The sequence below is a fragment of the Thiomicrorhabdus marina genome, assembly GCF_017571465.1.
GTDB classification, from domain to species: Bacteria; Pseudomonadota; Gammaproteobacteria; order Thiomicrospirales; family Thiomicrospiraceae; genus Thiomicrorhabdus; species Thiomicrorhabdus marina.
In genome coordinates this window covers 76,733-90,741 of record NZ_JAGETV010000002.1, presented here as the reverse complement: position 1 = coordinate 90,741, position 14,009 = coordinate 76,733, and the positions used below count along the sequence as shown (strand labels likewise).

General features: G+C 44.5%; 12 protein-coding genes. 3 read left to right on the top strand and 9 right to left on the bottom strand.

Features of this window, described 5'->3' with window-relative positions:
• The first annotated feature begins 78 nt into the window (after nt 1-78).
• A complete protein-coding gene (locus J3998_RS01610; RefSeq protein ID WP_208146859.1) occupies nt 79-822 on the top strand; it encodes a DsbC family protein in 744 nt (247 codons plus the stop codon).
• Nucleotides 823-982: 160 nt separating this feature from the next.
• Here J3998_RS01610 and J3998_RS01605 read toward each other — a convergent pair whose 3' ends face one another.
• From J3998_RS01605 to J3998_RS01590, 4 genes are read right to left on the bottom strand one after another with little or no spacing between them, the layout of a single operon-like run.
• A complete protein-coding gene (locus tag J3998_RS01605) occupies nt 983-2,446 on the bottom strand; it encodes a type II secretion system protein (protein ID WP_208146857.1) in 1,464 nt (487 codons plus the stop codon).
• Entirely contained in the window at nt 2,446-4,011 is a 1,566-nt protein-coding gene (locus J3998_RS01600) for a type II secretion system protein (protein ID WP_208146855.1), read from the bottom strand. The genes J3998_RS01605 and J3998_RS01600 overlap by 1 nt, the downstream gene beginning before the upstream one ends.
• Nucleotides 3,965-4,756 carry a type II secretion system protein gene (locus J3998_RS01595; protein WP_208146853.1) on the bottom strand — a complete coding sequence of 264 codons (792 nt, stop codon included), beginning with the start codon at nt 4,754-4,756 and terminating at the stop codon, nt 3,965-3,967. Before J3998_RS01595 ends, J3998_RS01600 begins: the two co-directional genes overlap by 47 nt.
• Nucleotides 4,757-4,765: 9 nt before the next feature.
• On the bottom strand, nt 4,766-5,743 hold the full coding sequence (locus J3998_RS01590; RefSeq protein ID WP_208146851.1) for a hypothetical protein: 978 nt from the start codon (nt 5,741-5,743) through the stop codon (nt 4,766-4,768).
• A 217-nt stretch (nt 5,744-5,960) separates the two neighbouring features.
• Between J3998_RS01590 and J3998_RS01585 the strand changes: the two genes are divergently transcribed.
• Nucleotides 5,961-6,926 (top strand): DUF4382 domain-containing protein, encoded by a 966-nt coding sequence (locus J3998_RS01585; protein WP_208146849.1) that lies wholly within the window; start codon nt 5,961-5,963, stop codon nt 6,924-6,926.
• A gap of 70 nt (nt 6,927-6,996) precedes the next feature.
• Here the strand turns inward: J3998_RS01585 and J3998_RS01580 are convergent, their stop codons facing one another.
• The 3 genes from J3998_RS01580 to J3998_RS01570 form a co-directional block, all read right to left on the bottom strand.
• Entirely contained in the window at nt 6,997-7,701 is a 705-nt protein-coding gene (locus J3998_RS01580; RefSeq protein WP_243750548.1) for a TIGR04211 family SH3 domain-containing protein, read from the bottom strand.
• Between the two features lie 7 nt (nt 7,702-7,708).
• The gene (locus J3998_RS01575; RefSeq protein ID WP_208146845.1) at nt 7,709-10,480 is read right to left on the bottom strand and encodes a valine--tRNA ligase; all 2,772 of its coding nucleotides are present in this window, start codon (nt 10,478-10,480) and stop codon (nt 7,709-7,711) included.
• A gap of 293 nt (nt 10,481-10,773) precedes the next feature.
• On the bottom strand, nt 10,774-11,571 hold the full coding sequence (locus J3998_RS01570; RefSeq protein ID WP_208146833.1) for a flagellin N-terminal helical domain-containing protein: 798 nt from the start codon (nt 11,569-11,571) through the stop codon (nt 10,774-10,776).
• A gap of 84 nt (nt 11,572-11,655) precedes the next feature.
• Between J3998_RS01570 and J3998_RS01565 the strand changes: the two genes are divergently transcribed.
• On the top strand, nt 11,656-12,090 hold the full coding sequence (locus J3998_RS01565; RefSeq protein ID WP_208146830.1) for a hypothetical protein: 435 nt from the start codon (nt 11,656-11,658) through the stop codon (nt 12,088-12,090).
• 26 nt (nt 12,091-12,116) lie between these two features.
• On the opposite strand, the gene J3998_RS01560 is transcribed toward J3998_RS01565, so the two are convergent.
• Both J3998_RS01560 and J3998_RS01555 read right to left on the bottom strand, forming a co-directional pair.
• Nucleotides 12,117-12,575 carry a flagellar basal body-associated FliL family protein gene (locus J3998_RS01560; protein ID WP_243750547.1) on the bottom strand — a complete coding sequence of 153 codons (459 nt, stop codon included), beginning with the start codon at nt 12,573-12,575 and terminating at the stop codon, nt 12,117-12,119.
• Nucleotides 12,576-12,760: 185 nt separating this feature from the next.
• Nucleotides 12,761-14,008, bottom strand: coding sequence for an ammonium transporter (locus J3998_RS01555; RefSeq protein ID WP_208146826.1), 1,248 nt, complete (start codon nt 14,006-14,008; stop codon nt 12,761-12,763).
• Nucleotide 14,009 lies beyond the last annotated feature (1 nt).

The following is a 14,009-nucleotide window of genomic DNA, read 5'->3' as shown; positions in this document are numbered from 1 at the left end:
AAAATTGATTTGAGCGTGGTATAGTGAGAAAAATTTTAAATTCGCCCCAATATGGACTTTTAATAAGGAAATAAGTTGATGAAATCAATTGCAAAATGGATGGCAGTAACGCTGATTAGCGGCTCGGCTTTTATGGTTACGGCTCAAGCCTCTGATGTTGGTTTAAAAGAGCGCCAGTCTATTGAAAATGCATTGAAGCCGTTACTGAACGGTCCTGTAGGAACTTTGGATATTCAAAGCACGCCGATTAATAATTTGTATCAGGTAAAGCTTGGTTTTGACATTATTTATGTCAGTGGCGACGGTAACTACCTTATGCAAGGACAGATGATGGATTTGCAGACAGGTGTGAATATGACTGCTGCTGCAGTAAACGGTGATCGTAAGGCGATTATTGATTCGATTCCTGAGTCATCTATGGTGGTGTACCCAAGCGATAAAAATGCTCCGAAACAATCGACGATTACGGTTTTTACCGATATTGATTGTCCATATTGCCGTAAATTCCATAAGGAGATTCCAGCGCTAAATAAAGCCGGTGTTACCGTGCGTTACTTGGCGTTTCCGAGAAGCGGCCCTAATACGGATTCCTACTTTAAAGCGGTGTCTGCTTGGTGTGCGGAAAAGCCGGCAGAAACGCTGGATAAATTGATGAATGGGGCTGAGGTTGACAAAAAGAGTTGCCAAAATCCGGTTAATCAGCATATGCAATACGTAAGAGAATTAGAGATTAATGGTACACCGAATATTATTTTAGAAGATGGTGCTTTGCTACCGGGTTATGTTGAATCGCAAAAGTTGATTCCAAGAATTTATAACTAAGGGAACCTAGGGAAGCGCAGAATAAGTCACCATTGACTTCAGAGAGGTGGTTGAAGCCATTTGGACTTATTCTGCATTTTCCTAATAGTTTGCTGCCGTTGCAAACTTTAAAAGGCCGTCTTGCTTTTAGCAGATGGCTTTTTTAACATTCAGGCGTACGCTAATTGAGCTCTAAATATTCTCGATTGCCGTTGTCATCGGCTTTGAAAATAACGAGTTCAAATTCATTCACAAAGTCTCGAAGTGTACTATCGTTTTGGTAGTCACTTTTGCTAGTTTGTTCCAATACTAAAATATCGTAACCGTCATCGCCTTTAATATTGCTTTGAATTTGGCCGCTTTGCGGGTCTTCGCTATTGCCGACCCAAAGAATATCGTCCCCATTCCCCATTTCCAAAATATAACGTTTTCTGCCTCGGCGAGTGCCGTAGCCTTCCAGTATGTTGCCTTGAATCCAGATTCTGTCGTTGCCATCCCCAGTAAAAGCCTGACTTTGCATATCCGTTCCTAATACAAAAGCATCATCGCCATCACCGAGATAAATAGGGGTCGTTGCGGTACCAACAATATACAGTTGATCGTTACCGTCACCCATATCCAGTTTCGGATTAGAATCGGTGCTCGCAAGATTGTTGCCGATTGCAAGGTAATCATCTCCTCCGCCTAAATCTAAATCGGTGGTCATATTGCGGTTGATGAGGATGACATCTTGTTCATCAGGATTATTGGAAATTGGAACATTATCATCGGCGGTTAAGTCAAAATCCTCATAAGTAGGTGTTAGGCCAGAACTGCTGCTTGTTGTCGTATAGCTATCCCAGTTTATGTTATTGGCGAGAAGGCTGGCCTTGATCTCGTAACCACTAATGCCAAGCAGGCTATCGTCAAAAAATTTTTGCGCTTGGTTGTAGGCTTGCGCCTGATGAAAGTATAGATCATTGTCGCAGTTTTCTTTTGTGGCTAAATTTTGTCCAGAGCAATTATTTAGAGTCTGCGAGCCGTCTTGATTGTAAGCCAGTAAAACGATACTGGCGGTATTTACGTCAATGCCTTGCATGGATGTTGAGGCATCACAGCTAGCGGTCTTTTGGTTGCAAATGGTGTAATTCCCGCTACCTGAATCTGTACTGTTCGGTGGTGTATCGGTCATATTAAACCAAGGGGTGGTATCAGCTGCTAGAGTACAAAAGAAGCTGGCGGAACTTCGTTTGTCGCAGACTTTGGCTCCGTCTGTTGTTTCGGTGTTGACGGCGTAGCGGATTGGGTTGTTCCAGCTATCGGTAATTGCTTCCTTCTGCAAGCCTAGGGTCAGATAAGGAACCGTGCCGGAAGATGAATCGCAGACATCGAGGGTTTCGGTCGCGACAATCATATTCGTACGATTTTCCAAGCCATCGTTATCCGTATCAGGGCAGGGCAGATATTTATGTGCTTTACCAAAATTGAGTAATTCGGTTTTTAACGTTTTTAGCTGGTTTTGGCTTTGTTTGATTTTCTGCACATGGCCTATTGCGCCCATATTATTAGAAAAATAAATAAAAATAATTCCTAAAATCAAGACCACTAGAGTTAATTCGACTAGGGTAAAACCGCTTTGTTTCAACCGAGAGGATTGTGTATTCATTATTCAAGCCCCTGTGTTTGCTCAATGCCGTCAATTGCATTAACGCTAGGAAAGTTAGGGATAAGTGGCGGGGTGTCATAGACAATTAATTCGATGTTTGTGAAATCGACTTGTTCGTCCGTTCCGGTGGTGGCAACAGCAAACTCTAGATTGGCATCGCCATTCTCGTCTAGCTGAAAAACCAGCTCATGAGTGTCATCCCAATATTTTTCGGTACGGTTGGTTGAGCTACCGTCTCCACCTTGAGCAGGATCATAATAGCTATAGTAGCCATCATGGTCATTTTGGGTCGCATCATAAGTTAATGTTTCCAAAATAGAACCATTAGCACTGATAAAGGCCTGGTCACTGGTCAAGCCGGGATCCCATCTGCTCGGTTGATCCCACGTTCCATAGGCTTTGGTGTCCAGAGACATAACGACGGTTTTGCCTGCATAGTCACTGCCAAAACTCACCGTTTGGCCGATAATCGCTGTTTGTACGTTGTGGCTGTATGGATTGTTGTCGCCGATGTCACCTATGCTTTTATCCGCGCCGCCGCCGATTACATTTTCGCCGCTTTTTAATGTGATGTTTTGATTGTTATTGACTGTGTTGACGATTTCATAGCTGTTCATTTCATCGTTTTTTTTCAATTCGTAAGCACCGATAGACAGGATGACGTCATCGTATGCAGAAGATTTACTATATTGTGTCTGGATAAATTTTCGATCGCCATCTAGGTTTTCTTGTTCGTCACTCCCTAAGTCTGAGCTATTTGAGTTACGTTGATTTTTTGCTAAAAGTACAACCACTTGACCATTTGAGAGGGGTTCTGAGCAACTGCTATTACTGCAAATTTGTAAATTTTGTGCTCCTAAATTACTGCCGACCGGTAAGGTTTGTGAGTTATAGGCCGGTAAAGCACTGCCGGGATAAACTTTATTGGGTGGTAGGCTGGGAATAGGGTCGCGGTTGAAGAAACATGCGGTTTGGTTTGGACAGTCAAGCATGAGGTCTTCATCTGTTACGCCTTGATCGACGGCATAGATGATTAAGTTTCCCCAGCTGTCTTGAGCGTCAGCACGAGATAAACCGAGCGTTTCGTATGGGACATAGCCACTATTTACCGAGCAGGTACTGACATTAATGTTAGGGATTGCTCCTTGCGCCGGCACAGCAGGAATAGCAGGAATGGTTGGTCGGCTTTCTGTTCCCGGTCTGGCAGGGATAGCGGGGATGGCCGGGATAGCAGGGATTTTGCCTTTTTTTACTGTGCGTGATTCTAGGCCGTTCTCATCTTGAGCGGGGCAGGGAACAAACTTATAGCGTTCGTTAAACTTTAAGATTGCCTTTTTAACGACTGCGATACTGCGTTGCGATTCCTGCCATTTAGCATGGTCATGAAATTCACTGTAAGCTACTAGGCTACCGCCGCCAATAATACTGATAATGGCCAAGGCAATGGTTAGTTCCAGTAGGCTGAAACCGGCATTTTGGAGAGTCGTTTTTCCCGTTTTCATAGTCAGTCCTTGCCAGTTAATTGAGCTGAAAGCTGGATTGTAATAGCGTGTATTTGGCTTCATAGCCATTAATCCATGTAAGGTTGTCATCCGCGAAGTTGTGTTTAGCAAGCCAGAAATAGGCGTCACCGTCGGCATTTTCTTGTTCAGCTGGAGCGTCCATATGAATGCTGTTGCTATTGATTTGTTGCCATGTGCTTACGCTGTTATTGCCAAAAGCGACCACAACTGCAATAGCCGCTTCTTCAATGAAATGATCGCTTCCAGTGCTAATATTACAGTTTTGCGATTCTGCGGCGTCGCAGATTACCATATTGCCGTTACCTGCATTGATACCAGATGGTGGTGTGCTTAAGTTGAAATTGGGTATCGTGCTGGTACCAAAAAAACTGGCAGAATTAATTGGGTCGTCTATCTCGGCACTGGTTGTTCTTGCATTGACTTGGTAGTAGTAAGGTTGGAAAGAGGCATCGTTTTGGGTAATGCCTAGCATTAAGTGCGGAAGTTTTCCTTTTGCCGCATCACATTGGCTGCCGGTACGGTTTTCCCAGCCGTTGTTATCGGTATCAGGGCAAGGCAAGTATCCATTGGTTTGCAGGAAACTGAGTAAAAGGCTTTTAACGTCTCCGACTTGAGCTGCACTAGTACGGTTTAAATCGTAGTCTCTGCTGATTTTGCTTAGATCGGCAATTTGTATAGTTAAAATGACTAAGATTACAAGCGCGATAGTTATTTCAAGCAGGGTGAATCCTTGTGCTTTTTTTCTCTTTCTGCATAATCGTTTGGCATTGAAAACAGTTAATTGCATTGACATTTCCTATGGGCAAATCAGTGAGCGCCAGTTCTGCCCTGTCAGGTTGTCGAAACTGGTTTCATCACACTGGTAAATCGGCCGAGTTGCCGTATTGGTATAGGCACATTCATTAAACCAATGCTGAGCGTTGTCATTTAGGCTTACGCACAAATCAGGCACAGCATCCGGCGGATTGTTATCTTGACTAGCTCGTGACAAGATAGCCGCTTCCCATTCACTACGAGTAATACTTAATACGTAGTCATTAAAAGAAGTGCCTGAGCTGCCGGCAGAAGTAAAATCAATGTTTTGACCAATGATCTCGGTTGGCTGCTCTAGATAGTCATCAACTTGGTTGCTTGGTCGATTCTGCCCGCTCAGGGCATTGCCCGCATAAAACAGTACCATCACAATTTCTGTTTTGCCGTCTAGCAATAAAGGCGGAACATCATGATTGGAGTTGTCTTTAACCTCATTTTCCATATCAGGGTTTACATTACTAAAACGTTGGTTGCCTGCAAATTGATAGAGGCCATGAGAGCTGACTAAGCGGGCATCGACGGCATACCAGAAACGGTCTTGGTCAATGTCGGCATCGATAAAAGAGAAAAAATGCCCTGTAATTTCTCTTGGAACTCGGCCGTATACAAAGGTTTGGTTAACTGCCGATTCGTAACCGCAAGGTTCGTCTACGTTGCCGTCGCCATCTTTGTCTGGGCATGGAAAATAGCCAAGCCCCGGTATGGGAGATTGATCCGCATAAATTTCTGGAGTAAGAATGGAGTAGGCGAGCATTTTCTGTTTTATTTTTTGTAACTGCAATAGATTACGGTCTTCGCTCTCCACTTTCATGCTACTTGCTTGTTGCTTGCCGATATTGGTAAACCAAGCTGCCGCACCAATTACCAACATTAACGAAACCAGCAGGAACATAAAACCGTGCTGGTTTCTTTGTTGTTTGGCGTTACAGCGTCTATTGCCGCGGCATTGAATTGATTTCATTGTTTAAACCAAGGCAGAAACCATTTAATTAACAAGTATTTAAAATAGTAAAACAAAACGGTTCTGTTTAGGTAAGTAATTGAATTGTACTGAAGATAAGAATGATTCTGAATAAGAGTTTTTGTAATGGATTATTCTTTTACTCTGTTTTTGCTATCAGCAAATTTGTAATCTGACTTTTAGTTATTTGAGACAAAGCGTCTGCAAGGAGAGTCTGATGTTATTTATAACGCCTGTAATGGTAAAAACCTTGAAATGGATTTTGCTTCCTGTACTGTCGGCGCTTATGCTTGCCGGTTGTGGGGGCGGTTCTAGTGATGGAACTGGAAGTTTGAGCGTAAGTCTGACTGATGCACCGATCGATAGTGCTCAAGAGGTCTGGGTGCAGTTTGCCGGTGTAGCAATTCGTCAAGATGTCGATGATGAGTCTTCTTGGATTGCAATCGAATTCCCGGAACCGAAAAATATAAACCTTTTGGATTTACAAGGAACGCAGCGTGTCTCATTGCTCTCGGGGCAGGAGCTTTCGGCCGGAACTTATACTGAATTTCGGTTAGATGTGAATGCCGTAGAAGATAGTGTTTTCGATTCGTATATCGTTTTAGATGATGGTTCAGAAGTTGAGTTAGATATTCCTAGCGGATCTCAGACTGGGCTGAAGGTTAAAGGTGAAATTATTGTCCCGGATACCGGTGAGGCGGCATTTACCGTTGATTTCGATGTGCGTAAGTCAATTGTTGTCCAAGGTAATGGCGAATATAAACTCAAACCTGTTTTGCGCATTGAACAGGATGACTCGATTGGTCATATTTCTGGAACTGTTGGAGCTACATTAATGAGTAGCTGTACAGCTCCAGTGGATACAGTGGATTATAGTTATTCGGCTTCACCTGTTATTTACGTATTTAATGAGAGTTATGCTCAGGCGTCAGATATCCCAACGGATATGGAAGAATTTACTTCATCGCTTATTCGCTTCGATGAAGGAGAAGCTGTCTATAAATTTGAAGTTGGGTATTTGCCAGCAGGTGAGTACAGCGTCGCTTTCAATTGCGTGCTTTCGGAAACGGATGTGGTCACTGAGGAAACAAGCGACACAAATAACTATGGAGCTGTGGGTGCGGTTGTAGTGGAGCCGGAAGGCGTTGTTACTGAAGTTCATTTGGATGAACCTCTTGGGTAATAAAAGAGCGCTCGGAGGTAAAAAAATCCCGCAGTTGCAGGATTTTTTATGAGTGTTGTAAAAGTGGCTTTTACAGCTCACCCCAGCGTTTTTTCTTGGTTGGCATGCGGAAGAAGCGACCAAGAAGTAAGCCAAGCAGAAGCACGCCACCGCCGGTCAAGAACCATTGGCGTTTAACGGTATCTTCGGCTTGGTCAATCTGTTCGCGCATAATTGCGTTTTGACTTTCTGTTTCATTAAGACGAAGTTTCATGGCTTTGTTTTCTTCATCTAAAGCAACTGCATTACTTGAAATTGCTTTTAGACGATCCAATTCCTGGGTTGTCTCAAACTTGTCTTGTTTGATGGCACTTAGTTCTGTGCTCGCGGTATCGAAGCGTTCTTTCAGCGTATTCAATTCAAGCTTCAGAGCATTGTATTTCTCTTCAACTTGATTGGTTTTTTCCATTTGTTCTTTTAGACGTTCTTTAGCAACAGGCTGGTTTTGTAACATGCTAGAGGGCATCCAACCACGTGAAGTTTTTGAGCCTCTGCTGTATTCAATCTGAACCCAGCCCTCTTTATCGACTTCTAAAATTTTAACGGGTGTGCCTGATTTCAACATTTGCGAAATCTTAAATTTATAACCTGCACCACGACGAACCGGAACATCAATGGAGTCGGTTACATAGTTGGTATAACCAACCGTTGTTGCCGCCGCCGCAGTGCTTGCGTGTCCAGCAAATAAAGTCGCAAGACTCAAGCTCGCAGCAATCGCTATAGGTTTAAAAATCATAGAAAACTTAAAGTTTAGAAATTTTGTCATATTGCGCCTCAAGGTTATTTAGGGCAGTTTCATTTTCGGCCAGTTTTTCACGTTCTTTGGCAACAACCGCTTCTGGAGCTTTAGCAACAAAGCTTTCGTTGTTTAGTTTGCCGCTTAGGCGTTTAATTTCGCCTTTGAGCTTATCGATTTCTTTGGTTAAACGTGCCATTTCGGCATCTTTATCGATAAGACCAGCCATAGGAATCAAAACTTTCATTTCGCCAACGAGTGCAACGGCTGATTCCGGTGCATTTGCCTCATCAGTCAATATTTCAATTGATTCCAGCTTAGCAAGAGTTTGCAGGAATAGACGGTTGTTTTCAAGCCAAGTTGTATCTTGTTTGCTTAAACTTGCCAGAAGAACCGGTAATGGCTTACTTGGTGCGATGTCCATTTCTGAACGGATTTTACGCACGCCGACGATAAATGATTTAACCCATTCCAATTCAGCAATTGCTTGCGCGTCGATTTTGCTTTCGTCTGCTTCCGGGTAAGGTTGCAACATAATGGTGTTGCCGTCTTTACCTGCCAGCGGTGCAACCGCTTGCCAAGCTTCTTCGGTAATGAATGGCATAACCGGGTGCATCATACGTAGTAGTGCTTCCAGTACTCGTACCAGTGTGCGACGCGTGCCGCGTTTCGCTTCATCAGAAGAGTCTTTATTCAAAATCGGTTTCGCCAGCTCTAAATACCAGTCACAGTACTCGTTCCAAGTGAATTCATACATCGCGTTGGCCGCCAGGTCGAAACGGTAGCTGTCGATATGTTTCTGAACTTCGGCTTCAACTTGTTGTAGACGCGACGTAATCCAACGGTCAGCTAGCGATAGTTCAAACGGCTGGCTTTCGTCAACACCGGTATCGAAACCTTCCGTGTTCATCAACACGTAGCGCGTTGCATTCCAGATTTTGTTACAGAAGTTACGGTAACCTTCGGCACGTTGTAAATCGAAGCGAATGTCACGACCGGTTGAAGCCAGTGAGGCGAAAGTGAAACGAATCGCATCGGTGCCGTAAGGATCGATGCCATCCGGGAATTGGCGACGCGTAGATTTTTCAATCTTCGCGGCTTTTTCAGGCTGCATCATGCCGTAAGTACGTTTCGAGACAAGGTCTTCAAGCTGAATACCATCAATCAAGTCGATTGGGTCAAGGACATTACCTTTTGACTTCGACATCTTCTGGCCTTCACCATCACGAACCAGACCGTGTACATAAACTTGTTTAAATGGTACTTCGCCGGTAAATTTCAAGGTCATCATAATCATACGAGCAACCCAGAAGAAGATGATGTCGAAACCGGTTACTAATACTGAAGACGGGTGGAACATGTCTAGTTCTTTGGTTTTCTCCGGCCAACCAAGAGTTGAAAAAGTCCATAGCGCAGATGAGAACCAAGTATCTAGAACGTCGTTATCTTGCGAAAGTTTAACCTCAGCAGAGATGCTGTTTTTCTCGCGAACTTCGTTTTCGTCACGACCAACATAGACATTACCGTTTTCGTCGTACCAAGCCGGGATACGGTGTCCCCACCAGATTTGACGAGAAATACACCAGTCTTGGATATTGTTCATCCACTCGAAGTAAGTGTTTTCCCAGTTTTTTGGTACAAATTCGATATCACCGTTTTTCACAGCGTCGATTGCCGGTTTCGCCAGTTCTTCAACGGCAACATACCACTGGTCGGTTAGGAAGGGTTCGATAACCGAGTGCGAACGGTCACCGCGAGGCACCATCAGCGTATGCGGTTTGATGCTATCTAGTAGGCCAAGCTCTTCAAAATCAGCAACGATGGCTTTACGTGCTTCAAAACGATCCATGCCGCGGTATTTTTCCGGCGCTTCGTCGTTAATTGCCGCATCCACGGTTAGGATGTTCAGCATCGGTAGATTGTGGCGTTTGCCCATTTCGTAGTCATTGAAATCGTGAGCAGGGGTGATTTTTACACAACCGGTTCCAAATTCCATATCGACGTAATCGTCAGCGATAATCGGAATTTCACGACCGACTAACGGTAGGGTAATGGTTTTGCCAACTAAGTCTTTATAGCGCTCGTCTTCTGGGTGAACGGCAACCGCCTGGTCACCTAGCATGGTTTCCGGACGAGTCGTGGCAACCGTTAGATGACCGGAACCGTCAGTCAATGGGTAGTTGAAGTGCCAAAGATTGCCTTGCTCTTCTTCCGAGATAACTTCAAGATCAGAAACCGCTGTGTGCAGTACCGGATCCCAGTTAACCAGACGTTTGCCGCGATAGATTAGGTCTTCTTCATACAGGCGCACGAATACCTCTTTAACGGCATTCGATAGGCCTTCATCCATAGTGAAGCGTTCACGACTCCAGTCAGGGGATGCGCCTAGACGACGAAGCTGTTTGAAAATGGTACCGCCGGACTCTTCTTTCCAATCCCAAACTTTTTCGATGAATTTTTCACGACCAACATCATGACGGCTCAGACCTTGTGCTGCTAATTGGCGTTCTACCACCATTTGCGTGGCGATACCGGCGTGGTCGGTGCCTGGCTGCCAAAGCGTGTTTTTACCGCGCATACGATTGAAGCGGATAAGCGTATCCATAATGGTGTCTTGGAAAGCGTGCCCCATATGCAATGAACCGGTGACATTCGGCGGCGGAATCATAATGCTGTAAGGGTCGGCTGAGGTGTCGTAGCTTGGCTTGAAGTAACCTTGGTTTTCCCAAGTCTGATACCACTTAGTCTCAATTGCGTTAGGGTCGAAATGCTTATCCATAGAATTCTTAATTGGCTCGTTAATTAGGGAAAATCAGAATAAGTCCATAGGGGGACTTGTTTTGTGTTTCCTTAGGTAAATTCCTGCGAAGCTTAAGGCGCAGTTTTTCATGAAAAAAATAATCGAATGATTATAACAATCCCTTATTGGCTTGTCATACAGAAGTCAGTTGAAAGTGCGTAAACAAAAAAAGCGGCGAATAATCGCCGCTTGATTTACTTTGGTTGATTAGGGAGTCGCAGAATAAGTCCAAACACTTCGCTGCAGCCAATGGGTGCTTATTCTATGATTCTCTAGGTATTGAGAAGTTGTAGAACTGAAGCGCGGCTTTGATTGCTTTGTGCCTGCATGCTGATTTGTGCATCAGTCAGAATGTTTTGCCGAACTTGTTCGGACACTGCTTGTGCATAGTCTGTGTCGTTAATTTGGCTGCGTGAAGCCTGCGCATTCAGGTTTTGTGATTGCAGGTTGTCGTATTGTGCCAATAAGCCGTTTTGTTGCGAACCGAATTCGCTACGAACTTGGCTGATATTTTGTAAGGCATTGCCCAAACCTTGTAGAACCGTTGCTGCATTACTTGGGTTGTCGATGGAAAGACCGGATAAACCTAGACCGTCGCTAGTCAAATTTGGCAAGCTCAAAGTAGCAGAAGTTTCGCCGAGTGCAATGTCTAATGTATTCAGTTCCCCGTTTAAAAGCGTCTGCTGGTTAAAGGTGGTGCCTTGTGCGATTTCATTAATACCGGCCAGGTTTTGTTGGAATTCTTGGTTGAGAATTTGCCGTTGCGAATCATTTAAGGTGCCGTTACTGGCTTGCAGAGCGAGTTCGTTCATGCGCTGTAATTGTGCAGTAATTGAGCTAGAGGCGCCATCCGCGGTTTGCAGAAGCGAGATTCCATCCATGGCATTACGGCTAGCCATGTCCTGAGTGTTGATTTGCGTTGTGAAGGCGTTAATGACAGCCAAACCACTGGCATTGTCGGCTGCGGAGTTAACTTGCGAGCCGGATGCAATCGCTTGGTTGTTGCTATTTACCGCCTGCGTATTGTTATAGCTGGGAATAGGTAGAGAGTTGTAACTGTTGATGACCATCGTTATTATCTCCCACGTAAAACATTAATTCTCTATTAGATAGTGTACGCTTGTTGCAGTGGTTTTCATAGGAGTTGTGCTGAAATGTCTTGTTGTTCAAAGGGTTACTGCCAGTTTAATTTTCCGGATGGGCCGCCATTGGTGGATAATCCGGTTGGTAACTTACAGGCGAAGTATCAGTTTTTACCGTATGGCACGCTACTGCAGCAGGGTGAAATTGTTCGTATTTGGATGGAGTCCGGAAAAACGGAAACGGTGATTATTGACCAGAAACTGGTATTGGATATTTTGCCGAGTGGTCCGGTCGTTAAGGGGGGGGATGAGTACGTGCCGTGGCAATTGGTGGCGCATGACAGCGAAATGGCCTATAACGATTTAATGAGTTGGTCAGAGCATCCGCTTTATAACCCGCATGAACAGGCGGTATTGCTGGTTTATGGGCATATGGTAAAAGAGAAGCCAACCTTCAAAGAGCGCTGGCTGAGTTTTTTATTCAAAATGCGTAATTTGGGGAGATAGTTGATTCTCTCTGAAATGATTGCTTTCTATTGCATTACAAATCTTTCCAGATACACATCAATTAGCAAATCTGGATAAAGACGGTGTTTCTCAAGAATTTCGCGCGCCGTTTTTAGAATCTCTTCTCGTAATACATCTGGGCCGTCTGGCGTTTTCAAATCACTAAATTTTTGGCTACGCAAAACACGGTCAATATCGTTTTTCAGAATCGGACGTAGATGCTCCATTTCCACCTCTACTAGCTGCGGATAATAGCTCATAAACTTCAAATCAATGGCCAAAAACTTTGCCTGACCCTCGCCTTGAAAGTTAACAATGTTCTTGTCCATCGCAAAATATTTGGGAATTTTCTCGGCAGGGGGATCGAATTGCTTGTATTTCGGTGAGTAAGCCGGAAATTGCGACTCTTCGGCCATACTGATTGTTGGTGTGCTTAAACCTAACGTTAGTAATGCGCTGAGTAACCATGCGGTGGTTTTGGTCATAAGAAAAGTCTCCAAGAAGTGATGGCTATTATTGTAACTAAATCGGTAAAGAGGAATACTGCTTGCAGGCATTTGTTGATTTGCTTCAAGCAAAAAACATTTCGATCACGCATAAAAAACCCCGCTTGCGCGGGGTTTTAAAGGTTACCAAGTAATTTGGTAAATTCTTCTGATCGAGTTCCTAATTATTTTGTGAACTCTGGGTATGCTTCCATACCGCATTCAGATTGGTCAGCACCTGTGTATTCATCTTCTTCAGAGATACGGATGCCCATAACCGCTTTGATGATTCCCCAGACAATCAAGCTTGTAACGAATACCCAAGCGAAGATCACTGCGATACCCGTTAGCTGAGCTACGATAGAAGCGTCAGGGTTAGTGAAAGTTACTGCGATCAGACCGAAGATACCTACGATACCGTGAACTGAGATTGCACCAACTGGATCATCAATTTTGAACGTTTTGTCAACGATCAGGATAGCTAGTACTACGATGATACCGCCAACTAGACCGATTAGTGTTGCTTCTAGTGCCGAAGGCGTTAATGGTTCAGCAGTGATTGCAACTAGACCCGCTAGAGCACCGTTCAACATCATTGTTAGATCCGCTTTACCGAACTTGATTTTCGACATGATTAGCGCACCGATTACACCACCAGCAGCTGCCATTAGCGTGTTTACAAAGATTTGTGCTACTGCGTTCGCTTCATCAACGTTTGAGATTTTAAGCTCAGAACCACCGTTGAAACCGAACCAACCTAGCCATAGGATGAAAGTACCTAGGGTTGCTAGAGGTAGGTTTGCACCTGGGATAGCTCGTGATTCACCGTCTGCTGAGTATTTGCCTTTACGAGCACCTAGAAGGATAACACCTGCTAGAGCTGCTGCTGCACCAGCCATGTGAACAACACCAGATCCAGCGAAGTCAAGGAAACCTAGACCGTCTAGGAAACCGCCGCCCCATTTCCAGTAACCTTGCATAGGGTAGATCACCGCAGTGAACACGATTGCGAATACGAAGAAAGACATAAGCTTCATGCGTTCAGCAACCGCACCCGATACAACTGACATAGCCGTTGCAACGAATACTACTTGGAAGAAGAAGTCAGACATAGCTGAATAGTAAGGAGCATCGTCGCCACCAGCGATAACGTCTGCAACTGCATTGTCACCACCAACTAGGAAAGAGATGCCAGGGAAGAATGAAGAAACTGCTTCACCAGGGTACATGATGTTGTAACCAACTAGCATGTACATAATACAAGCGATGGCGAATAGGCCAACGTTCTTCGCTAAGATTTCGGTCGTGTTCTTGGTACGAACCATACCGGCTTCCAGCATGGCGAAACCAGCCGCCATCCACATAACAAGCGCGCCAGACATCAGGAAGTAGAAGGTGTCTAGGGCGTAACTAACTTGAAGTATTTGTTCCATT